Source organism: Peribacillus sp. QJM3NY_7, assembly GCF_056173225.1.
Window position 1 is genome coordinate 5,326,090 of record NZ_CM149663.1, and the last position, 26,448, is coordinate 5,352,537.

The window sequence follows — 26,448 nt, forward strand, 5'->3', positions numbered from 1 at the left end:
CCTTCATCGCCCCCCTAGAGCAAGCATCATGGCTTCAATCGTTCCTTGAAGAGGCCCGCCTAACAAATTTGGGTATACCCCAACAGATATTATCAAACCGAGAAGAACCAACACCGGCAAAAACTCCCAGCCCCTTAGGTCCCAATTCTCTTTTTCTATCAAGCTATCATTTTTCCCGAAAGTCATAAGCATGACCGCCCTCAGTACATAAACAGCGGTTAATACCAGCCCGATCACCCCTATTGCCGCAAGCAACGGCTGACTCTTGAATAAGCCAAGAAATACCATGAATTCACTGATGAAACCGGACATGCCAGGCAAACCGAGTGAAGCCATCCCAGAAGCTAACATAAACCCTGAAAAAATCGGCATCGATTTGGCCAGCCCTCCAAGCTTAGGAAGCATCGTGGTCCCTGTACGCTCATACAACGCCCCCACCAAGAAAAACAACAAGGCAGCAATTAGCCCGTGTGAGATGACTTGAAAAACAGCTCCCTGAATGCCCGCTTCATTCAAGGCTCCCAGCCCCATCATGACGATACCCATATGCGAGATTGATGAGTAGGCTAAAACGAGCTTGAAATCCGTTTGTACCAATGCCAGAAAAGCACCATATAAAAAACTGAGGACCCCAAATAGGACTATGGTAAAGGCCAAGCTTTTATATTGTTCAGGAAATATCCCCATTCCAAACCTGATGATTCCGTACGCCCCAATTTTCAATAAGACACCGGCATGTATCATGACTATGGATGGAGGTGCTTCTGCATGGACCCGCACCATCCAGCTATGAAAGGGAAAGACCGGCAGCTTTATCGCAAATGCCACGAGAAATGCAAGACATAAACCATATTTCATCGAACCGGATATGGGTGCAAAAAGCGAAACGCCGCCCATTGTCATCATCTGTGTCAATGCTGTAATGTTGGTCGTACCTGTCCTGGCAAACAAAATCAAAATGGCCACCAATAAAACAGCCGAACCAATGCCATTATAGATCAGAAAACTATAAGAAGCTTTCTCCCTCTCCAGAAAGCCCCATCTGCCAATCAAAAAGAAAGCAGGAATCAAAGTCATTTCGAAAAAGATGAAGAAAAGGATCAAATTTTCTGCCGTGAAGACACCGAGCATTCCAATCTCCAGGATCAAAAATAATAAATAATACCCTTTCCATTCTTTTTTTATATAAATGGATGCGATTGCGGCCAGTGATGAAATGATTGTTGTCAGTAATATGAAGATGAGACTTAAGCCATCCAGCCCCAACTCAAAATCAACCGTGAAGAGCTTGGGATCATACATCTCCAAATTTCCAAACCTGATCCAATTCAACTTAATGTCAAATATGGATAGGGCCACACCCGAATAATATTGGCTGCAAAGAAAGAATGATAGGAAAAGGGGAGGCAGTGTTCCGAAAAAACCAAATTGTTTAATCGTCCTTTCCTCTTTTTTCGGCATGAGGGCAACCATCACGATGCCCAGCAGCGGTGAAAACACTAAAAGCGAGAGCAAATAGACATTCATCTTAGATACCCCCCAGTTACTGCAAAAATCACCAACAGTACCGCAAGTCCCAAAAAGGCTATCATGCCATATTGCTGTACCTGTCCCGTTTGCAGTTTAGACCCTATTTTCCCCAATCCTTCTATTGAACTTGTTACAGTGGAAACAAGTCCACCGACAATGAACCTTTCAATATAAGATAGGAATATACTTAAGCCTTTGATTGCATAGCCTGCAGTAAAATGATAAATCTCATCAATGTAATACTTATTTTCCAAAATCCTATATACCTCGGAGTTTTCTTTGACAAGCCATTCCCGAGATAAATTCTTTTTAACGTATATCATATAAGCAAGGTAAATCCCGGCCAGCGACACAAGCACGGCCATCAACATTATCCATACGGGCCCCTCACTATGGCTGGCGCCTAGAAGAGATTCATTTCCCTCCACAAGCCATTCCCCAAGAAAAGTTCCAAACCACGGTGTTTGGATATACCCACCGATTACAGCAAGCAATGCCAATGCGAGCATGGGAATTAGCATGATGAAAGGTGATTCCTTGACCTGTTCTGCCTGACTGCGTGAATCGCCTGCAAACATCATGAAAAACAGCCGGAACATATAAAACGCAGTTAAAAAGGAGGTAACCACCGCTAGACCAAACAATATATAACTACCATTCTCCCAAGCTGCCATTAGAATTTCATCTTTACTGAAAAAGCCCGAGAGCAACGGAAACCCCGATATCGCCAACGTGCCAGTCAAGAACAGCGGACCGGTCCAATTCAACTTGCGCCATAAGCCGCCCATTTTTTCCATATCCTGTGTATGTATAGCATGAATAACACTGCCTGCTGCCAAAAACAGCAAAGCTTTAAAAAAGGCATGGGTCATTAAATGAAACACCCCGGCCACATATCCCGAAGTACCCAAAGCAAGCATCATAAAACCAAGCTGAGAGATGGTCGAATAGGCCAATACACGTTTAACATCCTTTTGCACTATGGCCATACTTGCAGCAAGTATGGCTGTAATCCCACCTGTTATGGCCACTACCTGCATCGCAGCAGAACTAGCCATGAATAACGGAAACATGGCCGCCACCAGGTATACCCCTGCAGCAACCATGGTTGCTGCGTGTATCAATGCGGAAACCGGAGTCGGGCCTTCCATTGCGTCCGGAAGCCATGTATGAAGTGGAAATTGTCCAGACTTCCCAACCGCACCGATAAAAATCAAAATAGCAATTAATGTCAATTTTTCACTTGATATCATGCCCGACTGAACGGCTTGAAAGATCTCTCCATATTCAAAGCTGCCTGTTTCCCAGAATAGTAGAATGATGCCGATTAATAGCCCTACATCCCCAATCCTGGTCATGATGAATGCCTTCTTCGCCGCAGCCTTAGCTTCCAGTTTATAAAAGTAAAAACCAATGAGCAGGAAAGACCCCACCCCGACCAATTCCCAGAAGATATAAAGTTGTAATAAATTGGGGGCCATGACTAGTCCAAGCATGGCAAAGGTGAAGAAGCCCAGATAAGCATAAAAAATGGAGAATCGCACTTCACCCTTCATATACCCCTTCGAATATATCTGGACAAGCAGGCTGACAAGGGAAACGACCACAAGCATCAAGGCATTGAGCTGATTGATTTCGAACCCAGCTGAAAGTTGCGTCCCTCCGAAGGAAAGCCAATCTATCGATATATTATAAGTAGGTTCTTTAAATCGCTCGATCAGGACAAGCAACGATAAAACGAACGAAGCCACTGTACATATTATTCCTATAAAAGCGCCTCGTTCCCGCAACCGCCCGCCTGATAGAAGCAGAACCAGAAACGTGACGAGTGGAAAGATCGGTATGAGCCATGCGTGCTCCATCATCGTATCAAATCCCCTTCTTCAATTATATAAACCTTCAATTCTTCATCATTTCCATTTCATCGACATTGACCGTCTTACGATTGCGATAAAGGGACATTAGAATGGCCAGCCCTACAGCTGCCTCAGCTGCAGCAATCGTAATCGTGAATAAGGAAAAAACTTGACCCGTAATGGATGGCGTTACCCCGAATTTACTGAAGGCCACTAAATTGATATTTGCAGCGTTCAGCATCAGCTCGATTGAAATCAAAACAATGACCGCATTTCTTTTCGTCAAGGCACCATACAGCCCTATACAAAATAAAACGAGAGCCAATACAAGATAAGCCGACAAAGGAACTCCCGTCATGATCGATCTCCCTCCTCATCATCTTTTTTAGCCAATACGATGGCACCGACTAAAGCAACAAGCAGGAGTACCGACATCACTTCAAATGGAATTACATATTTTGAAAAAAGTTCGATTCCTATTTGCTTTGTATTTTCCTCATGCAACGCCGTTGGCTGTACAGGTATATCTAGATTATAAATCCCCAGATACACCGCTACGGCAAATCCGGCAATCGCTGCCAGCAAGGAGAAATTCCCCCAGCCCCCTTTAGCCGGTGCATCATTTTCCTGGTGTTTTGTCAGCATAATCCCGAATAGCATCACGATCGTAATTGCCCCTGAATAAATAAGGATTTGGACAATGGCGACAAACTCTGCCGAGAGCAACATATAAATGCCTGCAATGCCCAAGAAAGTAAAAACAAGTGCGATAACCATGTGCACCACTTTTGTTAAGGTAATCAGCAACACCCCGCCTACTATCGCGACAAGTGCCAAACCAATAAAGGCAATTAATTCACCCGACAAACTCATACTTTATTCACCTTCCGGATATTTTCATCATTTTCATCCAGCCACTCCAGGTTTTTAAATAGATGATCACGGCTATACTCGGCAAGCTCGAATTGATTCGTCATCACGATCGCTTCTGTAGGGCAGACCTCCGTACATAAATCACATAAAATGCAAATCTCGAAATTGATGTCATACGTCTCGATGATTTTCCCTTTTTTCGACGGGTCCGGATGTTTCTTACCAGTTAATTGAATACAATCCGTTGGACAAATCGTCACGCATTGATTGCATACGATACACTTTTCAGGATAGAATTTTTGGATTCCGCGAAATCGGTCAGGGAGCGGAAGCGGCTCATTTGGGTAGTCATAGGTCACTTTTTTCCTCGTCAAGTTCTTTAATGTATAGGTTAAACCTTTTGCTAAACCAAGCATATAAATCCCTCGCTTTCCGACCAGCTTAAGTTTCTAAAAAAGGTTAAGCAATTCTTTTATTAGTGCCGTCAAAAATATATTTGCCAATGCAACCGGAAGCAGCACTTTCCATCCGAATTCCATCAATTGATCAGCCCTTATCCGAGGAAAGGTTACACGGATCCAGACCAATATATAGAATACGGCACTGAACTTCAGACCGAACCAGATGGCCGCCGGAATAAAATCCAAAAACGGAATAGAATTCCATCCCCCTAAAAATAATACAGTGGTTAGCGTTGCCATTGCAAACATATACACATATTCGGATAACATAAAGAAGGCCCAGCGAAATCCAGAGTATTCAACATGATAGCCTGCTACAAGTTCGGATTCCGCTTCCGGAAGGTCAAAAGGAACCCTGTTCAACTCGGCAACCGATGCAATGAAAAACACGATGAACGCAACCGGCTGAAGAAAAATGAACCAAACCTTTTCCTGGGCTGCGACTATATCATTCAAGTTTAAACTGCCTGTTATGAGGACGATGCCCACTAGCGACATCACCAAAGGGATCTCATAAGATATCATTTGCGCGGCTGCCCTCATTCCGCCAATCAAAGAATACTTATTATTGGATGCCCAACCTGCAGTGACGATGCCGATGGTCGATATGCCGGAAATCGCCATATAATAAAGCAGTCCGACACCTATATCAGCAAATTGGAAGGCATCGGTGAACGGCAAGGTGGCAAGGACCATGAAAGCGGGAGCAAAAGCAATTACCGGAGCTAAAATATATAACGGCTTATCAGCTTTCTTGGGTATCGTATCTTCCTTGATCAGAAGTTTCAAAACATCAGCAACGGTCTGTAAAAGACCCCATTTCCCTCCAATTTGGTTTGGGCCGACACGCATCTGCATGAATCCCATGATTTTACGCTCTGAAAGGATTCCATAGGTTACAAACCCTAATACGACAAACAGGAGCAGGACTGCCAAACCGAAAAAAATGCCAAAATTCAGTAGGCTTGGAGCGGAGTGGAGAAGATCCTTGATCATTTATCCATCCACCTCCCCTAACACGATATCGATTGCACCTAAAATCGTTATCAAGTTCGCCATATTTTCCCCCTCCAATAATTTCGGAAGAATTTGCAGATTATAAAACGAAGGTCTGCGGAATTTCAAGCGGTATGGCTCCTTTTTCCCTTCACTCGCGATATAACAGCCTATTTCCCCTCTTGGTGATTCAATTCGGACAAATGCCTCACCCTTAGGAACCTTTATTATTTTAGGGACCTTAGCAAGGACCGGCCCTTCTGGAAATTGCTCAACCGCCTGCTCGATGATTTTCAGTGACTCTTCGATTTCTTCCATTCTACAATGATAGCGTGAAAAGGCATCACCCTCTTCCCTTGTAGGAACATCGAATGTGAACCTGTCATAAATGGAATATGGTTCATTTTTTCGTAAATCCCACTTCACACCTGTACACCTTAAGTTGGCACCGCTAAGCGAATACTGCAAGGCTTCTTCCTTCGAATAGATGCCCACCCCTTTAACCCGATTAACAAAGATTTCATTCCCTGTCACAAGCTCATGGTAACCGGCAAGCTGCTCCCTCATATAAGGGACAAATTCGGCAACCTTCGCAATCCAGTCTTCAGGAGCATCCCATTTCACACCTCCGACACGCATATAATTGAATGTTAGGCGTGCCCCTGACAATTCAGTCAATAAATTAACGATCATTTCACGTTCTCGGAATGCGTAAAGGAAAGGACTCGTCGCACCTATATCCAGCAAGTATGTACCCCACCAGACGAGGTGGCTTGCAACTCTGCCCAATTCCATTGCGATGACCCGCAAATATTCTGCCCTTTCAGGGATCTCAACCCCCATCATTGTCTCAACAGCATGGCAAAGTACATAATTATTTGTCATTGCCGCCAGATAATCGAGCCGGTCAGTATATGGGATTATTTGAGTATATTGCAGATTTTCCGCTAGTTTTTCCGTACCGCGATGCAGATACCCGATGACAGGTGTAGCCTCTTTGATAATCTCACCGTCAATCTTGATGACAAGCCGAAAAACACCATGTGTACTCGGATGCTGCGGCCCGACATTGAGAAGCATTTCTTCCGTCCTTAACATAGGGCTTACACCTCCACATCATAAGGCTCATAATCTTTTCTAAGGGGATATCCCTTCCAATCTTCCCCAAGTAAAATCCGCTTTAAATCAGGGTGTTCATAAAAGTTAATGCCCAATAAATCATACGCCTCACATTCTGGCCAATTTGCACCTGACCATAATGGGACCAATGATGGGATAACGGGAGTATCCCTATCAAGCTTCACCTTCAAGGCAACTGATTGGTTCATTTTGAATGAGTGTAAATGTACATAGATTTCCATATGGGATTCAAAATCCGTACCATGAAGTTCCGATAAATACGAAAAGTCAAGTCGTTCATCATACCGCAGAAATTTGGCTATTGAGAAATATGTATCCGGATTAGCCACTAAAGTGGGTACATCTTTTGATAGTCTATTAATATAGTTCTCTAATAATGCCCCTTGTCCTACATGGCTTTCAATAGCAGAAACAATTTGACCGAGTTTCGACTGATTTGCGGAAATTTCGCTAGGGGTGTCAGCTTCCTCGCTTTCCTGTGCAGCTGTCCTGTTCTTCGCAGCAGCAGCCGCTTTCGCTTTGGCAGCGGCTGCTGCCTTCGCCTTGGCCGCTGCCGCCGCCTTTTGCTTCGCTGCATCGATTTCGCCTTCCGGCTTTTCTCCCGCTTCTTCTTTCACCTGTTTCCGGGCCAATGCCGCTGCCGCAGCCTTTCGCTTCGCTATATCCATTTCACCTTCCGGCTTTTCTCCCGCTTTTTCTTCTTTCGCCTGTTTTTTGGCCAGTGCGGCTGCCTTTGCCTTGGCCGCTGCCGCCGCCTTTTGCTTCGCTATATCCATTTCACCTTCCGGCTTTTCTGCCGCTTCTTCTTCTTTCGCCTGTTTTTTGGCCAGCGCGGCTGCTTTCGCCTTGGCCGCTGCCGCCGCCTTCTGCTTCGCTATATCCATTTCACCTTCCGGCTTTTCTGCCGCTTCTTCTTTCGCCTGTTTTTTGGCCAGCGCGGCTGCCTTTGCCTTGGCCGCTGCCGCCGCCTTTTGCTTCGCTATATCCATTTCACCTTCCGGCTTTTCTGCCGCTTCTTCTTCTTTCGCCTGTTTTTTGGCCAGCGCGGCTGCTTTCGCCTTGGCCGCTGCCGCCGCCTTCTGCTTCGCTATATCCATGTCGACTTCCGGCTTTTCTGCCGCTACTTCTTTCGCCTGTTTTCGGGCCAATGCTACAGCCTTCGCCCTGGCCGCGGCCTCTGCCTTTTGTTTCGCTAAGTCTTCCTTTTCACTCATCTATATCACCCGCTTTCCGGTTTTCGCCTCATAACGGATTTTTTCTTTTAATTTATTGATCCCGTAAATAAGTGCAGCTGGGTTTGGGGGACAACCCGGTATATATACATCGACAGGTACAATTTGATCGACCCCTTTGACCACTGAGTAAGAGTGAACATAAGGCCCGCCAGCAGTTGCACAGGAGCCCATTGCAATAACCCATTTCGGTTCTGGCATTTGTTCGTATAATCTACTTATTATTGGAGCCATTTTTTTCGTTACCGTTCCTGAAACAATCATGACATCCGATTGTCTGGGGGATGTCCGAAAAAAAGAACCAAATCGGTCCAAATCATAATGAGAGGAGCCGACACCCATCATTTCAATTGCACAACATGCCAAACCGAAAGTCATTGGCCAGAGTGAGTTACTTCTAGCCCAGCCTTTTATTTGTTCAAGTGTGGATAAGAAAATACTGTGGCGCATTTCTTCCATTTCTTTAGGGGTAAGTTCATCCAACTTCAATTCCACTTTAACACCTTCTTTTTCCAAGCATAGATTAGCCCTAGCATAAGGATCACGACAAAAAACAGCATTTCAATCAATGCAAACAGTCCGAGTTCATCATAGGCAACCGCCCATGGGTAAAGAAAAACCGTTTCCACATCAAATATGACGAACATCAATCCAAATAGATAATACCTGACATTGAATTGAACCCTTGAATCCTGAAAAGGTTCGATTCCGCTTTCATAAGTCATATACTTCATATCTGTTGGTTTATAAGGCCTTAGCAGTCTACCAAGAAATAAAGCGATCACAGGTAATAAAATTCCGAGACAAAGGAAAACAAATACAATTAAATAATTATTTTGGTAAATATGCAGCTGTCCCATGTTCATCTCCCTTTATGGATATATCATGTTAAATGGCTACAATTTAAGTTTGCTTGTCTTCAGTTTGGATACGTTATAAATATTATGCAGGGTAACATTCTTTTAGAAGCTACGTGAAAGGAGGGGTATGAAGCAATAAATGTAAGCGTATACATTATAACATTAGGATAAAAGCATGTCGACGAGTTAAGGTTTAAAATGGAAAATACTTTACTCTATAATTCGACATTTTTTCCTAATTCTGATATTCCATGTCAATGATCTTCAAAAACCAACTGGATAAAAAAACACCTGATCTTACCACGAATGGTTTGATCAGGTGTTTTCATCAATTAAAGTTATCGCATTTCTGCAATTTGGATTCGGTTGATTGCACGTTTAAGCGCTAAATCAGCTCTTTTGGCATCATTTGATCCATCATTGTTCTGCAATCTTTGTTCAGCACGGGCCTTTGCTGCTTGAGCACGTGCAAGATCGATAGTTTCAGCTCTTTCAGCAGATTGAGCTAAAATGGTTACCACATCAGGGCGAACTTCTAAGAAGCCACCATTTACAGCTACATAGTCTGTGTTGCTTCCATTTTTAAGACGGACAGCACCAATGGTAAGCGGGGCTACAGTTGGAACGTGTCCAGCCATGATTCCCAGCTCACCGCTTTTAGCTTTAGTGCTTACCATTTCAACTTCTGCATCATATACTGGGCCATCGGGAGTAACAACATTGACTTTAATGGTCTTCATTTCATTCCCTCCTAGGTCCCTTTAATTAAGCCATTTCTTTTGCTTTAGCAACAACTTCTTCGATGCGGCCAACTAGACGGAAAGCATCTTCTGGAAGTTCGTCATATTTTCCAGCTAGGATATCTTTGAATCCTTGGACTGTTTCTTTAACTGGTACATAAGATCCCTTTTGACCAGTGAATTGTTCAGCCACGTGGAAGTTTTGTGACAAGAAGTTTTGAATTCTACGAGCACGTTGAACGATTACTTTTTCGTCTTCGCTTAATTCGTCCATACCTAAGATGGCAATAATATCTTGAAGTTCTTTATATTTCTGTAAAGTCGATTGCACTTGACGAGCCACTTTATAGTGCTCAGCCCCAACGACTTCTGGGCTAAGGGCACGAGAAGAAGACGCCAATGGATCAACTGCAGGGTAGATACCCATTTCAGAAAGTTTACGCTCAAGGTTAGTTGTTGCATCCAAGTGAGCGAAAGTTGTAGCTGGAGCCGGATCCGTATAGTCATCGGCAGGTACATAGATCGCTTGAATGGATGTAACTGAACCTTTATTTGTTGAAGTGATACGTTCTTGCAATTGGCCCATTTCAGTAGCAAGAGTTGGTTGGTAACCAACCGCTGAAGGCATACGTCCTAGTAGGGCGGAAACCTCAGAACCTGCTTGTGTGAAACGGAAAATGTTATCGATGAAGAATAGAACGTCTTGTCCTTGTTCGTCACGGAAATATTCAGCCATTGTCAAACCGCTAAGAGCTACACGCATACGTGCACCTGGCGGCTCGTTCATTTGTCCGAATACCATTGCCGTTTTCTTGATAACACCGGAATCAGTCATCTCGTAGAAAAGGTCATTACCTTCACGAGTACGCTCACCTACACCAGCGAATACCGAGATACCGCCGTGCTCTTGTGCGATGTTATTGATAAGTTCTTGGATAAGTACAGTTTTACCAACACCGGCTCCACCGAAGAGACCGATTTTACCACCTTTGATGTAAGGAGCAAGTAAATCTACTACTTTAATACCAGTTTCAAGAATTTCAACTGTTGTTGATAAGTCCTCAAAAGTTGGTGCTTGTCTGTGAATTGGATCACGGCGCACCTCTGCTGTAAGTGGTTCGAATAGGTCAATGTTTTCCCCTAATACGTTGAAAACGCGGCCTAGTGTTACTTCACCTACAGGAACGGAAATTGGAGCTCCTGTATCAACAGTCTCTGCACCACGGGTTAAACCATCAGTGGAAGACATTGCTACAGTACGAACTGTATTATCACCTAGTTGAAGGGCTACTTCAAGAGTTAGTCCTGTACCAGACGCTGTATTTTCGATTCTTAACGCGTTATAGATCTTAGGAAGTTGTCCGTCTTCGAATTTCACGTCAACAACCGGACCCATAACTTGAGTAACGCGTCCTATATTCATCGTTTTCCCTCCTAACGTTGCTTGTAACGACAATCTAGTTTATGGAACGGCCAAGCATCGTCCGGTCCGACCGTCCCTTTAATAATTTTTATTCTAAAGCTGCTGCACCGCCGACAATTTCCGTTATTTCTTGAGTAATTGCGGCCTGACGTGCACGGTTATATTGCAATGAAAGTGAATCAATCAATTCTTTAGCATTATCGGTCGCATTTTTCATTGCAGTCATACGTGCAGAGTGCTCACTTGCTTTACCATCTAGCAAAGCACCATAAATTAAACTTTCTGCGTACTGAGGCAGTAATACCTCAAGGATTTCTTCTGCATTCGGTTCAAATTCATAAGAAGTCATTGCTGCATTGGAAGTATTAAAGTCAGCTAACGGAAGGACTTGCGTTTCCGTTACATCCTGCTGGATTGGGCTGACATAATGGTTATAGTACATGTAAAGCTCATCACACAGTTCATTTAGATACAAATTCACTGTTGATTTTGCAAGGGAGCTAATGTCAGCGAAAGAAGGCTGATCAGGAACTCCAGTTACTTCAAGCTCTACGTGCATGTTACGGCTGACAAAGAAATCACGGCCAACCCTTCCGATTGCGATAATGACGAACTCATCATTGGATTTATGGCGTTCAAGAATGGTTTTATGAACGTGGCGAAGGATACTACTATTGTATGCTCCTGCCAATCCGCGGTCCGATGTGATTACCAGGTAACCGGTTTTCTTAACTGGACGCGAGACAAGCATTGGATGAGATGCACCCGTACTTCCGTTCGCAATACTTGATACTACTTCTTGAATTTTATCCATATATGGAACATATGCTTTAGCATTAGCTTCAGCACGGTTCATTTTAGAAGCAGATACCATCTGCATCGCTTTTGTAATTTGACTCGTCTTTTTCGTTGAAGTAATCCGAGACTTAATATCGCGTAAAGAGGCCATTCATTCTCACCACCCTTTATAAATTAGTTAGACCTTATTATTCAGAAATAACGAAGTTCTTTTTGAACTCGTTAATTGCAGCAACGATAGCAGCATCTTCAGGAAGACCTTTCGTTGTGCGAATGTGATCTAATAATTCCGGATGAGAACGATCTAGGAATACATAGTATTCTTCTTCAAAACGAAGGATATCCGATACTGGAATATCATCTAAATGACCTTTAGTCAATGCATAGAAAATCATGACTTGTTTTTCTACTTTGATCGGTTTGTTTAGATCTTGTTTTAGAACTTCAACTGTACGAGCACCACGGTTAAGTTTTGCTTGAGTTGCAGCATCAAGATCAGAACCGAATTGAGAGAATGCTTCCAATTCACGATAAGAAGCTAAGTCTAGACGTAAAGTACCAGCAACTTTCTTCATCGCTTTAATTTGTGCAGATCCACCAACACGGGATACGGATAGACCAGCGTTAATCGCAGGACGTACACCCGAGAAGAACAAATCGGATTGCAAGAAGATTTGTCCATCAGTGATGGAAATTACGTTTGTTGGAATGTAAGCAGAGATGTCGCCTGCTTGTGTTTCAACAAATGGAAGCGCAGTGATTGAACCGGCACCTAAAGTGTCATTCAATTTAGCTGCACGCTCAAGTAAACGGGAGTGCAAGTAGAATACATCCCCTGGGAATGCTTCACGACCTGGAGGACGGCGAAGTAGCAAGGAAAGTTCACGGTATGCAGATGCTTGTTTAGAAAGATCATCATAAACCACAAGAACGTGCTTGCCAGCGAACATGAACTCTTCACCCATAGTCACACCAGCATATGGCGCTAGGTATAAAAGTGGTGCTGGTTGAGAAGCTGATGCAGACACAACGATTGTGTAATCCAATGCGCCATTTTTACGCAGTGTTTCAACAGTTCCACGAACAGTTGATTCTTTTTGACCGATAGCCACATAGATACAGATCATATCTTGGTCAGCTTGGTTAAGGATTGTATCGATCGCAACTGATGTTTTACCAGTTTGACGGTCACCGATGATTAACTCACGTTGTCCACGTCCGATAGGTACTAGCGCATCGATTGCTTTAATTCCTGTTTGTAATGGTTCATGAACAGATTTACGGTCCATAACACCTGTAGCAGGGCTTTCGATTGGGCGAGTTTTTGTTGTAGCGATCGGACCAAGACCATCTAATGGCTGTCCTAACGGATTCACGACACGCCCGATTAATTCTTCTCCAACTGGTACTTCCATGATACGGCCAGTACGGCGTACTTCACTGCCTTCTTGAATGTCTCTGAATGGTCCAAGAATAACAACACCTACGTTATTTTGCTCAAGGTTTTGTGCCAATCCCATTGAACCATTAGAAAATTCTAAGAGCTCCCCAGCCATTGCATTGTCTAAACCATGAACGCGAGCGATACCATCACCAACAGTGATTACTGTACCTACATCGCTTACTTTAATTTCCGACTGATAGTTTTCAATCTGCTTTTTAATCAGCGCACTGATTTCTTCAGCTTTGATGCTCATGAATTTCACCCCTATCTGTGAATATTAACCTAATAGTTGTTTGCTAAGGCGATCAAGCTTCCCACGTATCGTTCCGTCATAAATACGGTTACCGATTTGAAGTTTGATACCGCCAAGAATATTGCTATCCGTAACATTAGTGATACGCAAATTACGTTTGCCGATCTTTGCAGCAAAAGCTGAAGACACAGCCTCCGCTTCAGCTTCAGTTAATGGATTTACTGTATAAACAGTCGCATCCGCAACTGAATTTTCTTCATTCGCAAGTTCAATGAACTCTTGTGCCATAGGAATCACTTCATCTGTACGATGACGCTCCACCATTAACATTACAGTGTTTCGAACGGAAGACGAAAGACTTGCAAATGCATTTGCAAGCATTGTATTTTTTGCATCTCTAGTCATTTTAGGATGAGCCAAGAAGCTTAATAGATCTTTATCATTTGTGAAAACTTCATTCACTATGCGAAGCTCTTCTTCAAGTTGGTTAATGAGATTTTGCTCTTTCGCAATTTGGAAAAGAGCTACAGCATAACGTCCTGCTACAGTTATATCGCTCATTTACCTTCTCCTGCCTCTTGAATATATTCATTGATTAGTTTTTCTTGATCAGCTGATGAAAGTTCTTTCTCAATCACCTTAGAGGCGATCATGACAGATAATGAAGCTACTTGCTCGCGTAAGGCGGCAACTGCTTTTTCTCTCTCTTGAACGATTTCACGTTTTGCTGATTCTTTAACACGTTCAGCCTCTGCACGCGCTTGATTAATAATATCTTCGCGTTGTGCTTCGCCTTGCTGCTTAGCATTCTCTATAAGTTGTCCCGCTTCAGTGCGAGATTGTTTTACGATTTCACGCTGTTCTTCTAAATATTTCAGTGCTTCTTTTCGGCTAACTTCAGCTGCTTCAATTTCATTCGCAACATGCTCTTCACGTTCTTTCATGATGCCCATTAGCGGACCCCATGCAAACTTCTTAAGCAACGCTAACAAAATAATAAAGATTACAAGCTGGTATATGATATCTCCACCATTAAAGTGGACTTGACCAAGAACAAAATTGCTTGTTAACACGCTCGGTTCACTCCCTTCATGAGATTCACTATTGAAGTTCTGTATTTTCGATTGACAGTATCACTGCCATAAATGTTCACTTTAACACAGAGCAATGGCGAAGGGTCTCCTTGGATCATCTTCGCCATTATTGAACTTTTTCAAGTTATCTTATTTACCCATTACAATAAACGCGATAACTACAGCGATGATTGGAAGTGCCTCAACTAATGCAATACCAACGAACATTGTAGTTTGAAGCATACCACGAGCTTCTGGCTGACGAGCCATTCCTTCAATTGTACGCCCAACGATAAGACCGTTACCAATACCCGCACCTAGTGCACCTAATCCAACTGCGATAGCAGCAGCTATAAGACCTAAAGAACCTGTCATGATAAATTTCCTCCTTGAAATGTTGTTTTATTTTTTCATCAATATAATGTTCTAAATGAACAATATTTATAATTAATGGTCGTCACTTACTTTATGGGAAAGATAAACCATCGTTAACATAGTAAAGATAAAAGCTTGAATGGAGCCGACAAAGATACTAAACCCTTCCCAAGCTAACATCGGTAATGCAGCAGTGGCTGCACCCACAACACCACTTGTTCCTAGTCCAGCAAGTAAAGTTAATAGTAACTCACCCGCATAAATATTCCCGTAAAGCCGCAACCCTAGAGTTAACGTATTAGCGAACTCCTCAATAATCTTTAACGGAAACAAGAAACCCATTGGCTGAACATAAGTTTTGGCATAATTTTTCATGCCTCTCATCTTGATACCATAATAATGAGTTAAACCCATTACCATAACTGCCAAAGTTAAAGTTATTGCCGGATCAGATGTAGGTGATTTCCACCAAAGTTCATGTCCTATTACAATCGAGAACGGCAACCCTAACATGTTTGAAACAAATACGTACAATATTAACGTCATTCCCAACATTAGGAACTGACCACCCGTACGCCAATCCATATTGCTGTTGATGATATTTTTCACAAAATCCATAACCCATTCGATAAAGTTTTGGATACCTGTTGGCTTCATCGCAAGTTTTCGAGTTGCTGCTACAGCAATAATGAAGACAATGAGACTTGCGATGGTCATCATAAGAACATTAGCCAAGTTGAAATGTATTCCGGTATTCATAAATTCCCACATAGGAGCTTCATGATTCAACAGTATTCACCTCTCTTCTTTACTACCTACGTATGTTTTGCATAAAATAATCTATCATAATGACAAAGTAAACTGTCATTAATCCCACAACCACGCAGACAACCTGAAATTCACCAGGATATCTCAATGCAATAATTGCAGCTAAACCCGCTACAGACATTCTAGTTAAACTACCAAGGGAGCGCGTTTTCTTTCCTTCGGCAACCTCTTGGGCGAACTTCTTGTTCTTTTTGACCATTGACCAGAATATAAATAGGCTGAAGGCAGTTCCAAGCAATAATCCTTGGAAGACTGAATCATGGGAAGTGAAAACCACCCCAAGTAGATAAATACCCATTAAATACAACATGTATTTTAGCTGCCTATTGAACATCTTTTCCAATTCTAGCATTTTGTCATGTAATCTCCCTAGAAATATTGTAGTATCTTGTTTAGCTTAGGAGAATTTGCCCGTAACAAGTCCAAATAGAAGGTCAAAAACTTACTTCTATTTGACACGTTATTAACGTATGAAACCCCTCTCATTTTACATCCTTAGTTAGCATACAATAGGCTAGAATCATTGTCAATGAGTGGTTAGTGAAATTTGTCACAGGTTTGTAATTATTAACGAATTGTTCACAAATTATCTTTTTTCTTCTATTGACATCCGTTTTATTTTACTTATTAGCCTCTGTTCACTCAATAAGTAACGTCTTTTCTATCCGATCTTCCCTTCCGCCCCTTCTTGCAAAGATTATCGCTTTATACACTCCTTTAGGAGGCAAGTCCTTTTTCAATACATCTTTTTTGATCAAACCGGAAGGAGCCGATCTGGACCAATCCAAATATCCAGCGAATTTCAAGCTATCTTCCTCATAAAGGGCAATACCGAATTCTTCAGCCCCGCGCGGAAGATACATTTCGTATCGATATGTGCCTTCCTGGTCCCCTTGACCAAAATCAAATCCCATTATCCTTGGATAATCAGGCTCTTCTTTTACATATAAATAAGGAAGGGATATTCTTTTGGTTCCTTCCATTATAATGAGGTATCCATCAAAGACTCCCTTTTTAAGCTTGGCGGGGTTGACCTGCAATCCGACTTTTATCCGTTTCTTTTCCTTCGGTTTCAAAGTAAGGGATTTCGGCAATTCCCAAGTGAGTCCCGTCTCTTTTAATGGGACCATGAATGAGTACTTCCTCATTTCCGTACTGGTATTTTCTATGACTATGGTTTCATGATGCTCTTCAATTCCTTCTTTTTTTGTATACATCCCAAATGACAATGAGCTTGGGTTCAAGAGCGTGTCCGCTTTTAACGCTTCGTCGACCTGGATGCGCCCAGCCCCCTGTTCATATGTGTGATACAATTGATTTGCTGTTTTCCTCAATGGCTTGGAAGTGCTCATCAATGCAGATTTGACTTGATCAGGAGTCCACTCCGGGTGTTTTTGCAGGATTAAGGCGCATGCTCCTGCAACATGCGGTGCGGACATACTTGTTCCATCCAGGGACATATATCCTTTAGGAATGGTGCTTTCAATTTCCACTCCCGGTGCCAATACGTCAGGCTTTATTCCCCATGATACGGTTACCGGTCCCCTGGAGCTGAAATCCGCGAGCCTATCCTGCTCGTTCTTATAAACAAATTGAACGGTTTTGCTCTGCCCTTGCTCCATGATTCGCTTGAGCTGCAATCCATCTCTTCTATTAATAGAAGAAGCCGGGATGTTCATTTCTTTTTCCAAGCTTCCAGTAAAGGTCCCGCTCGTATTATTAAAAACAATTACCCCCTTCGCACCCGCCTTTTCTGCATTGGATACTTTCTGCTGGAAGGTAAGTGTGCCACGTTCCAACAACACAATCTTATCCCGAACATTCTTTAGGTTCTTTTCATTACCCAGTCCCCCATATATGACATCCTCGGAAAACGTCAGGTTCCATTTTTTAGAGCCTTGAAACAAGGTTAAATGCGATTGATGCTTTTTTGATCCAAGTCCGTAAATCATATACGGCACCCTTAAGGGCGGAGTCGAAGCCCCAACGGAAATCGCTTTTTCCGCTGTACCGGGTGAACCGACGGTCCATACAGCCGGACCGGAATTCCCGTTTGATGTCACGGCAACAATGCCGCTTTCCACAGCTTTATTCAACGCAAGGGAGATAGGTAAATCAGGACCATTGACGTTATTACCTAGAGAGAGGTTCAATACATCCACCTTATCCTTCATGGCTGACTCAATGGCCGTCAACACTTGATCTGTATCTCCAGAACCGCCTGGCCCCAATGCTCGATATGCGTAAATCTCCGCTTCAGGTGCGACGCCTTTCATTTTTCCATTGGCTGCAATGATGCCCGCCACATGAGTGCCATGCAATGTATCCAGGTCGCCTTGATTTTTGGTTTCCATCGGATCTGCATCACCATCAACCAGATCCTTACCTCCTTTATAAGCTCGTTGCAAATCTGGATGTGTATAATCGATGCCCGTATCGATTATCCCTACCTTTATCCCTTTCCCGGTGATCCGGTGGTTCTCCTTATCAAAGAAACCCCTGACCCTGTCTCCTCCTATGTATGGGACACTTTTATCCAACACGGCTTGATAAACGGATACTTCCGTTACTGCATGAATTCCACCCTCCTTTTTAAGTTGTTCTATTTCATTCATTTTCCCATGAAGGGAAAATCCATCCAGGGCAACCGAATAAACATTCCGTAATTGAAGAGATGGATATTTTTCAAGCAGTTTTTCGATCTTTTTTCGATTAAACGCCTTATCCATCGTGACAACAACCGTTACTTCCTTAGATTCAGATAGTTTTGGTAAAGGCGGCAGTATGACTTTTGCAAAGCCCTTTTCATATTGATAAATAAATATAAAAAGGAAAACAAACACTATGAACGTTTTCTTTCCCAACATAATCATCCCCTTAGCAGTTAGCTTTTCTCAACAACCTTGGAGTATGCAAATAAAAAAAGGAAAAGCGCATGGCTTTTCCTCTTTTATGGTTCAAATCTAGTTGGCGGCATATTCACTTGCTTAAAATAGTAACGGATGGCTTCAGCTATGCGGACCGAAGCATTTCCGTCCCCATATGGATTTGAAGCTTTGGACATTTTTTCGTGCACCTCTTGATCGGTGAGCAATTCATGTGCCAAATCATATATGGTTTGTTCATCAGTACCAGCCAATCTTAAGGTTCCAGCCGTAATCCCCTCAGGACGTTCGGTCGTATCCCTTAAAACCAGGACGGGTACACCAAGTGACGGTGCCTCTTCCTGGATTCCTCCAGAATCAGTCAAAATCAGAAAGGCTCTAGAAGCGAAGTTATGGAAATCCAATACATCCAGCGGTTCGATCAAGTGAACCCGCGGATCGTCCCCGAGAACTTCGTTTGCCAATTCTTGAACAAGCGGATTTAAATGGACAGGATATACCACTTGAACATCATCATGCTCAACAATGATTCTCTTAACGGCCCTGAAGATATTCCTCATGGGTTCCCCTAGATTTTCCCTGCGATGGGCGGTAAGCAAAATGAGCCTGTCTTCTCCAAGTCCATTTAAAACCGGATGGGAATATGTCGACCTTACAGTCGTTTTTAAAGCATCCGTTGCCGTATTTCCCGTCACGAAGATATTATCCTTCTTGTTCTCGTTCAGCAGATTCTCCTCGGCTTTCGAAGTCGGCGCAAAATGCAAATCCGCCATCGTACCCGTAAGCTGTCGATTCATCTCTTCCGGATAGGGGGAATACTTATTCCATGTGCGCAGCCCCGCTTCTACATGCCCAATGACAATTTGATTATAAAAAGCTGCCAGACTGGCAACAAACGTTGTGGTTGTATCACCATGAACGAGAACAATATCTGGTTTAGCTTCCTTCATTACGGAATCAAGACCATTCAATGCTCTTGTTGTAATGTCAGCAAGCGTTTGCCTTTCCTTCATTATGTCCAAGTCATAATCCGGCTGTATGGAAAATAGTTCGAGAACTTGATCTAACATTTGGCGATGCTGAGCCGTAACAGCAACGATCGGCTTGAAATATTCTGGGTGTTTTTGAAATTCGAGTACTAAGGGAGCCATTTTGACTGCTTCTGGTCTCGTCCCGAAAATGGTCATGACTTTAATCGGTTTGTTCATTCGTGACACCTCAGTTTCTTTCTTTATTTTGTGCCGAATAAACGATCTCCTGCGTCTCCAAGACCCGGAACGATATAACCATGTTCATTCAGTTTTTCGTCAAGACCCGCAATATAGATATCAACATCAGGATGAGCTTCTTTTAAAGCTTCCACACCCTCTGGAGCTGCAATCAAACACATGAATTTAATATTGACTGCACCGCGTTTTTTAATGGAATGGATCGCTTCGATGGCTGATCCGCCAGTGGCTAGCATCGGGTCAACGACAATGCATTCCCTTTCTGCCAAGTCACTTGGCATCTTCGCATAATATTCAACCGGTTTCAATGTTTCAGGATCACGGTAAAGTCCAACATGTCCGACCTTTGCAGCAGGAATCAGCTTAATGATTCCGTCCACCATCCCTATGCCCGCACGTAAAATCGGGACGATCCCCACTTTTTTACCAGAAAGCATTTTCACTTTCGCTGTGCTTACAGGCGTTTGGATTTCCACTTCTTCCAGCGGCATATCCCTCGTGATTTCAAATGCCATCAATGATGCAACTTCATCCACTAGTTCACGGAATTCTTTTGTTCCTGTATTTATATCACGTATATAGGCTAATTTGTGTTGAATTAACGGGTGATCGAAAACATAAACTTTTCCCATTTGGCATCTCTCCAATTCCATTGCTTAGTTTTGCGCTTTTTTATGATTTCCCTAATCGAATAGAAAAATTTTCGTGTCTTTTAAATTTCACTTCAACCTATTTTACAGAAAAACGTTTCAATCTTCAATAAAGGTTTAGTTGTCAGACCTATTTTCACTATTCGGATTCTTCTAACACACCGACTTCCATAAATGAAAAAACCGCTCCCTTTAAAGGAAGCGGCCCGATATTACAATGAAGGATATAATTCAAATTTGTTCGCTAATGATTCAACACGCTGTTTTGCTTCTTCAAGCTTAGCTGCGTCTTCATTATTTTTCAATACAAGTCCGATGATAGCAGCTATTTCATCCATGTCTTCCAATCCGAAGCCACGTGATGTCACTGCCGCAGTCCCAATACGTATACCGCTGGTAACGAATGGTTTTTCCGGGTCATAAGGAATCGCATTTTTGTTCACGGTAATACCGATTTCATCCAAAACATGCTCTGCGATTTTTCCCGTTAACCCTGTAGAGCGTACATCAAGAAGAATCAAGTGATTGTCCGTTCCATCAGAAACAAGAGTGAACCCTTCTTTCTTCAAACCTTCACCCAAACGTTTAGCATTGTCGATGATTTGTTGAGCATATACTTTAAAATCATCTTGAAGCGCTTCGCCGAATGCAACAGCCTTAGCTGATATAACATGCATCAAAGGACCGCCTTGAATTCCAGGGAAGATGGATTTATCGATCTTCTTACCGAATTCTTCTTTACAGATGATCATCCCGCCGCGTGGTCCGCGAAGTGTTTTATGAGTAGTTGTCGTTACAAAGTCAGCATAAGGAATTGGACTTTGATGTAATCCAGCCGCAACTAAACCTGCAATATGCGCCATGTCGACCATTAAATATGCCCCGACTTCATCCGCAATTTCACGGAATCGCTTGAAGTCGATTTCCCGTGGATATGCACTTGCACCCGCTACGATCAATTTAGGTTTGTGTTGACGCGCTTTTTCCAATACATCATTGTAATCGATACGGTGATCTTTTTCGTCTACACCATATTCAACAAAGTTGTAGTTAACACCACTGAAGTTTACTGGACTTCCATGTGTTAAGTGACCGCCATGCGAAAGGTTCATCCCAAGCACTGTGTCGCCAGTTTGAAGCACTGTAAAGTAAACGGCCATATTGGCTTGAGCTCCAGAGTGAGGCTGTACGTTCACATACTCGCCTCCGAAAATTTCTTTCGCACGCTCACGTGCTAGATCTTCAACGATGTCTACATACTCACATCCGCCATAGTAACGTTTTCCAGGGTATCCTTCTGCATACTTATTAGTCAAGACCGATCCTTGCGCTTCCATGACAGCTTCACTCACGAAGTTTTCAGAAGCAATAAGCTCAATTTTACTTCTTTGACGCCCTAATTCCAGTTGAATTGCGTTAAACACTTGCTCATCTTGCTTTGCTAAACGATTCATTCCGTAATTCCTCCTTAAATTGTGCGTGATTCGCTTTTTAGTATTTATGTGCAACATGCCTTCAAAAAGCATGAAAAAGCCATATCAATAGTTATTAGAAAATTCTACTCCATTTTAACATGTCTAATTTAGAAGTGATAGTCTAATTTTATCGAACATTAAATGTTTTTTCATTTAAAAATGTTCGTATTTAACATCAGAATTATGGTAAATAGCTCTTTCACCTTATATTACAAGAGCGAAATCACCATTCTATTAGCACTATAAAGGAAAGTTTTTTCTTTTGATCCTTTACCTTGAGCGTTACGATTTTGCCCGCCTCAATTAAAAAACAGCATTCCCCATCCGAGAAATGCTGTCTTACTTACCCATTAAGTACAACTTTTGTTTTCAGAGAGTTCCCGATAAACTGCACGCTCCCCGCCAATCAGCTTCGGGCGGGTTTTTGCCATCGTCACATGTGCATGTCCTATTTCTTTAATGGCAGAGCGAATCGGAACTGCAACATGCTTCAGATGCATACCAATGAATGTGTCTCCAATATCTATCCCCGCATCCGCTTTGATATGTTCAACGACGACTGCATCTTTCCATTGCTGATAGGCGTACGTCGCCATCGATCCCCCAGCTGTTCTTACAGGTACGACCGAAACTTCTTCATAACCATAACGAATCGCGGTTTCCCTTTTTAAAACCAAGGCCCTGTTTAGATGCTCACAACATTGATATGCAACCTGAACACCCGTTTTCCCTTGAAAATCCCTCACTACGGAAAAAATCATCCCAGCAACATCGAGCGTCCCTTCAGTACCGATCCTTTTCCCGATCACTTCACTTGTACTGCAGCCGATAACCAGTAGCTGTTTCTCTTTTAAAGCCGTCTGTTCTTGGAACTCGTATAAAAGTGCCCGAAACTGGTTTTCCCATATCTCAAGCTCATTTGAAAATGTAGCATCACTTGTCATGAAAACGCATCCTTTCAATAAGAAAACTTGCTATCGGAACTCTCCAAAAACCAAAAGAATTAGCTATGCTTACCTTCGTACTCCGCAATCTTACCAATCCTGTTTTGATGGCGCCCGCCCTCGAATTCCGAAGTCAGCCACGTTTGGGCAATTTCCCTGGCTAGACCCGGGCCAATGACACGTTCCCCCATAGCTAACATATTGGTATCATTATGCTGACGGGTCAACTTTGCACTATAGACATCATGAACCAATGCACAACGGATCCCTTTGACCTTATTGGCAGCAATGCTCATTCCGATTCCAGTTCCACAGATTAAAATGCCCCGATCGAACTCACCCCGTGCCACTTTTTCAGCAACCGGCAAGGCATAATCAGGATAATCCACCGACGTACTGCATTCACAGCCAAAGTCCTCAAATGGAATCTGTAATTCATTCATTAAATTCTTTATTTCTTCACGGATATGTATACCACCATGATCCGAAGCAATCGCAACTTTCATCATAATCCTCCTCTAGCTTTTTCATTTGATTTTATTGTGTCACAAAATTATGAAAAGATAAAGGATGTCCATCCTTTTCCCCGCAAAGAAGCAGGAAACCAACTCCGGTTTCCTGCTAGCGGGTAATGGTCCTGTTCAACTTTTCCGCTTTCGCTTTAAGTTCCATTGCCGATTTTTCGACATTTTCCATGACTGCCCCTTGTTCGCTTGTGACAGCCGTCACTTCTTCCGCTCCAGCAGATGCTTATTCTGCAATGGCAGCCAATGCTGCCTTGATCCTATACCAAGCTTAGTAATATCTTTTACCCCAGCGGCCACATTATGTACGCCAGTTCAATTTTTAAGCCTTTTTACTAATTCATCTATCAATTCCTGCAGCTCTCTGAAAGTTTCCCGATAAATGCCTTCAGAACCGCCGAACGGATCCATTATATCTCTATCATATTTATCTCCGAGAATGAATTCTTTTAAAGTAAAGGTCTTATCGATCATTTGGGGATATGAACGGGTAATGGCCGATTTATGCCCTTCCGTCATGGTGAAGATATGAGTCGCCCACTCCATTTCCTTCGCGGATAAAGGCGCTGAATGATGATTATGCACTATGTCATTTTCAACCAATACATTTTTAGCATGCATTGAAGCATCCTGACCTGTCGAAGCATACACGCCTGCGGACTTGACTTCAACACCCGCAATATTCTTGTTTTTCAATATCGCTTCTGCCATCGGGCTTCGGCATGTGTTACCTGTACATACAAATAATACTCGGATCATTTTAACGCCTCCTTTTTTATTCATTATAAGCTATCGCCCGTTTATTATAGTCAAAAAATCACTGTCATTTTGTCCGAAGAAAAATAAAAACCGCCCCGTTAATCGGAACAGTTGAGGTAGGAATGATATGAATTCAGGCGGATCAAAAAGAGAACAATAGTTTCAATCCAAACGCACACAGGATGCTTCCGCCAAGAATCTCACTATACACGCCAAGCAAACCCTGCATTTTTCTACCCAGTAAAAGCCCCGCCCACGTTAATAGAGTGGCGGCAAACCCAAAACAAAGAACCGTTAAAATCGTTTTGGCACCGTAAATCCCCAGAGTCAACCCTACCGAGAAGCTATCAAGGCTTACCCCTAAAGCAAAAATGATTAAACCTTTCCCGACAGGAGCCAGCATCTTATTTTGCATGGCACCAGCCCCATCCTTTTTACCAGGAATAAACATCTGTATACCAAGAATGATCAACAATAGACCGCCGGCGTATGTAGCGAAGGTCCCGAATTTTTCTGAAATGAAACGGCCTGCCCCCATTCCAAGCAAGGGCATCCAAATATGAAAAATGCCGACTGTCAAACCTATAAACAGAATTTGCCTCAACCTTAGCTTAAACATTCCCATTCCAAGGCCCACTGAAAAGGCATCCATTCCCAAAGCGAAGGCCATTAGCAATAAGGTGATGATTTCTCCAGCAAATGTATTCATTCCAATCCCCCTCGGACGTGCCTACTACATGTTATGCATGTCCGAAAAGAAATAGAAGGATAAATCAGTCCTTATTACACATGTTCCTTGATGATTTGATGACCTGCTGCCTTCTCAAGCCGGTTCATGACCGCAGCCCCTATTCCATGGTCAGGAAACATTTCACTAAAAATGACATCGACCTCCAGCTCGTCGAACTGTCTTAAGGCATCATATAAGCCTGTCGCAACTGTATGTAAATCGGCTAGTGAACCTGGGACAACTACATAATCCGCCTTATAATCCTGTTGATGTTCATGAGCCGTAATGATGCCCACCTTTAACCCGTCACTTCTTTTTTCATCCACAAGCTTCTGAAGGAAAGCTTGATTACCCTTGACTAAAAATAGAGGGGCCTTCGGAGCATAGTGGGTATATTTCATGCCCGGAGCCTTTGGCGCCGTTTCCTGATTCTTCAAAGCGACATCTTGCCTGACTTCCCCAATTACCGCTTCCAGCTGTTCCAGGGTCACTCCGCCAGGCCTTAAAATAACAGGGACTTCCACAGTGCAATCCAGTACTGTGGATTCCACGCCCACACCTGTATTCCCGCCATCGACTATACCTGCAATCCGGCCCATCAAGTCATCTTCAACATGTTTTGCTGAAGTGGGGCTTGGTTTCCCGGAAGTATTTGCACTTGGAGCCGCAATGGGCAAACCACTCGCACGAATAAGGCCAAGGGCAACCTGATGATCCGGCATCCTGACAGCCACCGTGTCCAATCCAGCTGTCACAAGATTCGATAGCTGGCCCGGTTTCCGTTTCATGATCAAAGTCAAAGGACCCGGCCAAAATTCTGCCATTAGCTTCCGGGCCTGTTCCGGAATCTCTTCTACAATACCCGACAACTGGTCATCGGAGGCTATATGAACGATTAAAGGATTATCACTTGGACGCCCCTTTGCTTCGAACACTTTTTTGACCGCCTCGTCATTTTTGGCATTCGCGCCGAGTCCATAAACGGTCTCTGTAGGAAAAGCAACCACTTGATTAGCCTTTAATAATTCAGCTGATTGTGTAATCTGGGGATAACTTTGTAAATTATCCACATTTTTATCCACTGACCAAATTTTCGTTTTCATCTTGAACACCATCGCCTTTTAACATTTCTTATTTTATATAATCGCTTTAATATGAACGGTATTTTCAACTTAACGTACGAATTCCACTTAAAAGATACTTTGAAAGTATAAAAGAAGTATACACATATTTCAAGTGTTATCCACAAATTGGGGATAACCACATCGAATCCGTGGATAACTTTGTGGATATTAATGATTAATGACAGACTTTTTTGATTTTTTGTTAATAACCCTGTGGATATGTTTTTAAAATTATCTGAATTTAAA

Annotated in this window: 28 protein-coding genes; all 28 read right to left on the reverse strand. The window is 42.8% G+C overall.

All coding sequences use genetic code 11. The features are described from left to right. Positions 1-3: 3 nt before the first annotated feature. A complete protein-coding gene (locus tag AC0VX1_RS25760; RefSeq protein ID WP_413007806.1) occupies positions 4-1,527 on the reverse strand; it encodes an NADH-quinone oxidoreductase subunit M in 1,524 nt (507 codons plus the stop codon). Continuing rightward, positions 1,524-3,395, reverse strand: coding sequence for an NADH-quinone oxidoreductase subunit L (gene nuoL / locus AC0VX1_RS25765; protein ID WP_475469535.1), 1,872 nt, complete (start codon positions 3,393-3,395; stop codon positions 1,524-1,526). The genes AC0VX1_RS25760 and nuoL overlap by 4 nt, the downstream gene beginning before the upstream one ends. A gap of 34 nt (positions 3,396-3,429) precedes the next feature. Further along, the gene (nuoK, locus tag AC0VX1_RS25770) at positions 3,430-3,744 is read right to left on the reverse strand and encodes an NADH-quinone oxidoreductase subunit NuoK (protein WP_034315785.1); all 315 of its coding nucleotides are present in this window, start codon (positions 3,742-3,744) and stop codon (positions 3,430-3,432) included. Further along, complete coding sequence (locus tag AC0VX1_RS25775; RefSeq protein WP_048685826.1) at positions 3,741-4,259, reverse strand: NADH-quinone oxidoreductase subunit J; 519 nt, start codon at positions 4,257-4,259, stop codon at positions 3,741-3,743. The genes nuoK and AC0VX1_RS25775 overlap by 4 nt, the downstream gene beginning before the upstream one ends. Continuing rightward, a complete protein-coding gene (nuoI, locus tag AC0VX1_RS25780) occupies positions 4,256-4,675 on the reverse strand; it encodes an NADH-quinone oxidoreductase subunit NuoI (RefSeq protein ID WP_034315789.1) in 420 nt (139 codons plus the stop codon). The genes AC0VX1_RS25775 and nuoI overlap by 4 nt, the downstream gene beginning before the upstream one ends. A gap of 33 nt (positions 4,676-4,708) precedes the next feature. Beyond that, positions 4,709-5,716: an NADH-quinone oxidoreductase subunit NuoH gene (gene nuoH, locus AC0VX1_RS25785; protein WP_048685830.1), complete on the reverse strand. Its 1,008-nt coding sequence runs from the start codon at positions 5,714-5,716 to the stop codon at positions 4,709-4,711. Continuing rightward, positions 5,717-6,814 (reverse strand): NADH-quinone oxidoreductase subunit D, encoded by a 1,098-nt coding sequence (locus AC0VX1_RS25790; protein ID WP_034315793.1) that lies wholly within the window; start codon positions 6,812-6,814, stop codon positions 5,717-5,719. It abuts the gene before it with no gap. 5 nt (positions 6,815-6,819) lie between these two features. After that, positions 6,820-8,070 (reverse strand): NADH-quinone oxidoreductase subunit C, encoded by a 1,251-nt coding sequence (locus tag AC0VX1_RS25795; RefSeq protein WP_475469536.1) that lies wholly within the window; start codon positions 8,068-8,070, stop codon positions 6,820-6,822. Next, complete coding sequence (locus tag AC0VX1_RS25800; RefSeq protein ID WP_170946902.1) at positions 8,071-8,547, reverse strand: NuoB/complex I 20 kDa subunit family protein; 477 nt, start codon at positions 8,545-8,547, stop codon at positions 8,071-8,073. Positions 8,548-8,573: 26 nt separating this feature from the next. After that, positions 8,574-8,948, reverse strand: coding sequence for an NADH-quinone oxidoreductase subunit A (locus AC0VX1_RS25805; protein WP_475469537.1), 375 nt, complete (start codon positions 8,946-8,948; stop codon positions 8,574-8,576). Positions 8,949-9,286: 338 nt separating this feature from the next. Then, positions 9,287-9,688: a F0F1 ATP synthase subunit epsilon gene (locus AC0VX1_RS25810; RefSeq protein WP_034315803.1), complete on the reverse strand. Its 402-nt coding sequence runs from the start codon at positions 9,686-9,688 to the stop codon at positions 9,287-9,289. A gap of 25 nt (positions 9,689-9,713) precedes the next feature. Further along, positions 9,714-11,111: a F0F1 ATP synthase subunit beta gene (atpD, locus tag AC0VX1_RS25815; RefSeq protein WP_413007799.1), complete on the reverse strand. Its 1,398-nt coding sequence runs from the start codon at positions 11,109-11,111 to the stop codon at positions 9,714-9,716. 88 nt (positions 11,112-11,199) lie between these two features. Continuing rightward, a complete protein-coding gene (locus AC0VX1_RS25820; RefSeq protein WP_034315808.1) occupies positions 11,200-12,060 on the reverse strand; it encodes a F0F1 ATP synthase subunit gamma in 861 nt (286 codons plus the stop codon). A gap of 37 nt (positions 12,061-12,097) precedes the next feature. After that, positions 12,098-13,606, reverse strand: a complete 1,509-nt coding sequence (gene atpA / locus AC0VX1_RS25825) for a F0F1 ATP synthase subunit alpha (protein ID WP_034315812.1) — start codon at positions 13,604-13,606, stop codon at positions 12,098-12,100. 24 nt (positions 13,607-13,630) lie between these two features. Next, positions 13,631-14,167 carry a F0F1 ATP synthase subunit delta gene (locus AC0VX1_RS25830; protein ID WP_034315814.1) on the reverse strand — a complete coding sequence of 179 codons (537 nt, stop codon included), beginning with the start codon at positions 14,165-14,167 and terminating at the stop codon, positions 13,631-13,633. Further along, positions 14,164-14,679 carry a F0F1 ATP synthase subunit B gene (gene atpF, locus AC0VX1_RS25835; protein ID WP_034315815.1) on the reverse strand — a complete coding sequence of 172 codons (516 nt, stop codon included), beginning with the start codon at positions 14,677-14,679 and terminating at the stop codon, positions 14,164-14,166. The genes AC0VX1_RS25830 and atpF overlap by 4 nt, the downstream gene beginning before the upstream one ends. Positions 14,680-14,829: 150 nt before the next feature. Next, a complete protein-coding gene (gene atpE, locus AC0VX1_RS25840) occupies positions 14,830-15,054 on the reverse strand; it encodes a F0F1 ATP synthase subunit C (protein ID WP_034315818.1) in 225 nt (74 codons plus the stop codon). A 72-nt stretch (positions 15,055-15,126) separates the two neighbouring features. Further along, entirely contained in the window at positions 15,127-15,843 is a 717-nt protein-coding gene (gene atpB, locus AC0VX1_RS25845; RefSeq protein ID WP_034315819.1) for a F0F1 ATP synthase subunit A, read from the reverse strand. A 22-nt stretch (positions 15,844-15,865) separates the two neighbouring features. Beyond that, the gene (locus AC0VX1_RS25850; protein WP_034315821.1) at positions 15,866-16,234 is read right to left on the reverse strand and encodes an ATP synthase subunit I; all 369 of its coding nucleotides are present in this window, start codon (positions 16,232-16,234) and stop codon (positions 15,866-15,868) included. A 286-nt stretch (positions 16,235-16,520) separates the two neighbouring features. Continuing rightward, a complete protein-coding gene (locus tag AC0VX1_RS25855) occupies positions 16,521-18,749 on the reverse strand; it encodes a S8 family serine peptidase (RefSeq protein ID WP_475469538.1) in 2,229 nt (742 codons plus the stop codon). Positions 18,750-18,832: 83 nt separating this feature from the next. Further along, on the reverse strand, positions 18,833-19,975 hold the full coding sequence (gene wecB, locus AC0VX1_RS25860) for a non-hydrolyzing UDP-N-acetylglucosamine 2-epimerase (protein WP_063574650.1): 1,143 nt from the start codon (positions 19,973-19,975) through the stop codon (positions 18,833-18,835). A gap of 23 nt (positions 19,976-19,998) precedes the next feature. Further along, positions 19,999-20,628: a uracil phosphoribosyltransferase gene (upp, locus tag AC0VX1_RS25865; RefSeq protein ID WP_034315825.1), complete on the reverse strand. Its 630-nt coding sequence runs from the start codon at positions 20,626-20,628 to the stop codon at positions 19,999-20,001. A 230-nt stretch (positions 20,629-20,858) separates the two neighbouring features. After that, positions 20,859-22,100, reverse strand: a complete 1,242-nt coding sequence (locus AC0VX1_RS25870) for a serine hydroxymethyltransferase (protein WP_053536892.1) — start codon at positions 22,098-22,100, stop codon at positions 20,859-20,861. A 371-nt stretch (positions 22,101-22,471) separates the two neighbouring features. Continuing rightward, a complete protein-coding gene (locus AC0VX1_RS25875; protein WP_413007795.1) occupies positions 22,472-23,065 on the reverse strand; it encodes a TIGR01440 family protein in 594 nt (197 codons plus the stop codon). Positions 23,066-23,124: 59 nt separating this feature from the next. Beyond that, a complete protein-coding gene (rpiB, locus tag AC0VX1_RS25880; protein WP_413007794.1) occupies positions 23,125-23,571 on the reverse strand; it encodes a ribose 5-phosphate isomerase B in 447 nt (148 codons plus the stop codon). A gap of 333 nt (positions 23,572-23,904) precedes the next feature. Continuing rightward, a complete protein-coding gene (locus AC0VX1_RS25885) occupies positions 23,905-24,348 on the reverse strand; it encodes a low molecular weight protein arginine phosphatase (protein ID WP_034315834.1) in 444 nt (147 codons plus the stop codon). 142 nt (positions 24,349-24,490) lie between these two features. Then, positions 24,491-25,057, reverse strand: a complete 567-nt coding sequence (locus tag AC0VX1_RS25890; protein WP_048685870.1) for a manganese efflux pump MntP — start codon at positions 25,055-25,057, stop codon at positions 24,491-24,493. Between the two features lie 74 nt (positions 25,058-25,131). After that, positions 25,132-26,181, reverse strand: coding sequence for an L-threonylcarbamoyladenylate synthase (locus AC0VX1_RS25895; RefSeq protein WP_106027217.1), 1,050 nt, complete (start codon positions 26,179-26,181; stop codon positions 25,132-25,134). Positions 26,182-26,448 lie beyond the last annotated feature (267 nt).

What these genes read in the sequence shown, in the direction of transcription:
- AC0VX1_RS25760 (WP_413007806.1), bottom strand. Translation starts at nt 1,527, where the DNA reads ATGAATGTCTATTTGCTCTCGCTTTTAGTGTTTTCACCGCTGCTGGGC.
- nuoL (WP_475469535.1), bottom strand. Translation starts at nt 3,395, where the DNA reads ATGATGGAGCACGCATGGCTCATACCGATCTTTCCACTCGTCACGTTT.
- nuoK (WP_034315785.1), bottom strand. Translation starts at nt 3,744, where the DNA reads ATGACGGGAGTTCCTTTGTCGGCTTATCTTGTATTGGCTCTCGTTTTA.
- AC0VX1_RS25775 (WP_048685826.1), bottom strand. Translation starts at nt 4,259, where the DNA reads ATGAGTTTGTCGGGTGAATTAATTGCCTTTATTGGTTTGGCACTTGTC.
- nuoI (WP_034315789.1), bottom strand. Translation starts at nt 4,675, where the DNA reads ATGCTTGGTTTAGCAAAAGGTTTAACCTATACATTAAAGAACTTGACG.
- nuoH (WP_048685830.1), bottom strand. Translation starts at nt 5,716, where the DNA reads ATGATCAAGGATCTTCTCCACTCCGCTCCAAGCCTACTGAATTTTGGC.
- AC0VX1_RS25790 (WP_034315793.1), bottom strand. Translation starts at nt 6,814, where the DNA reads ATGTTAAGGACGGAAGAAATGCTTCTCAATGTCGGGCCGCAGCATCCG.
- AC0VX1_RS25795 (WP_475469536.1), bottom strand. Translation starts at nt 8,070, where the DNA reads ATGAGTGAAAAGGAAGACTTAGCGAAACAAAAGGCAGAGGCCGCGGCC.
- AC0VX1_RS25800 (WP_170946902.1), bottom strand. Translation starts at nt 8,547, where the DNA reads ATGGAAGAAATGCGCCACAGTATTTTCTTATCCACACTTGAACAAATA.
- AC0VX1_RS25805 (WP_475469537.1), bottom strand. Translation starts at nt 8,948, where the DNA reads ATGGGACAGCTGCATATTTACCAAAATAATTATTTAATTGTATTTGTT.
- AC0VX1_RS25810 (WP_034315803.1), bottom strand. Translation starts at nt 9,688, where the DNA reads ATGAAGACCATTAAAGTCAATGTTGTTACTCCCGATGGCCCAGTATAT.
- atpD (WP_413007799.1), bottom strand. Translation starts at nt 11,111, where the DNA reads ATGAATATAGGACGCGTTACTCAAGTTATGGGTCCGGTTGTTGACGTG.
- AC0VX1_RS25820 (WP_034315808.1), bottom strand. Translation starts at nt 12,060, where the DNA reads ATGGCCTCTTTACGCGATATTAAGTCTCGGATTACTTCAACGAAAAAG.
- atpA (WP_034315812.1), bottom strand. Translation starts at nt 13,606, where the DNA reads ATGAGCATCAAAGCTGAAGAAATCAGTGCGCTGATTAAAAAGCAGATT.
- AC0VX1_RS25830 (WP_034315814.1), bottom strand. Translation starts at nt 14,167, where the DNA reads ATGAGCGATATAACTGTAGCAGGACGTTATGCTGTAGCTCTTTTCCAA.
- atpE (WP_034315818.1), bottom strand. Translation starts at nt 15,054, where the DNA reads ATGACAGGTTCTTTAGGTCTTATAGCTGCTGCTATCGCAGTTGGATTA.
- AC0VX1_RS25850 (WP_034315821.1), bottom strand. Translation starts at nt 16,234, where the DNA reads ATGCTAGAATTGGAAAAGATGTTCAATAGGCAGCTAAAATACATGTTG.
- AC0VX1_RS25855 (WP_475469538.1), bottom strand. Translation starts at nt 18,749, where the DNA reads ATGTTGGGAAAGAAAACGTTCATAGTGTTTGTTTTCCTTTTTATATTT.
- wecB (WP_063574650.1), bottom strand. Translation starts at nt 19,975, where the DNA reads ATGAACAAACCGATTAAAGTCATGACCATTTTCGGGACGAGACCAGAA.
- upp (WP_034315825.1), bottom strand. Translation starts at nt 20,628, where the DNA reads ATGGGAAAAGTTTATGTTTTCGATCACCCGTTAATTCAACACAAATTA.
- AC0VX1_RS25870 (WP_053536892.1), bottom strand. Translation starts at nt 22,100, where the DNA reads ATGAATCGTTTAGCAAAGCAAGATGAGCAAGTGTTTAACGCAATTCAA.
- AC0VX1_RS25875 (WP_413007795.1), bottom strand. Translation starts at nt 23,065, where the DNA reads ATGACAAGTGATGCTACATTTTCAAATGAGCTTGAGATATGGGAAAAC.
- rpiB (WP_413007794.1), bottom strand. Translation starts at nt 23,571, where the DNA reads ATGAAAGTTGCGATTGCTTCGGATCATGGTGGTATACATATCCGTGAA.
- AC0VX1_RS25885 (WP_034315834.1), bottom strand. Translation starts at nt 24,348, where the DNA reads ATGATCCGAGTATTATTTGTATGTACAGGTAACACATGCCGAAGCCCG.
- AC0VX1_RS25890 (WP_048685870.1), bottom strand. Translation starts at nt 25,057, where the DNA reads ATGAATACATTTGCTGGAGAAATCATCACCTTATTGCTAATGGCCTTC.
- AC0VX1_RS25895 (WP_106027217.1), bottom strand. Translation starts at nt 26,181, where the DNA reads ATGAAAACGAAAATTTGGTCAGTGGATAAAAATGTGGATAATTTACAA.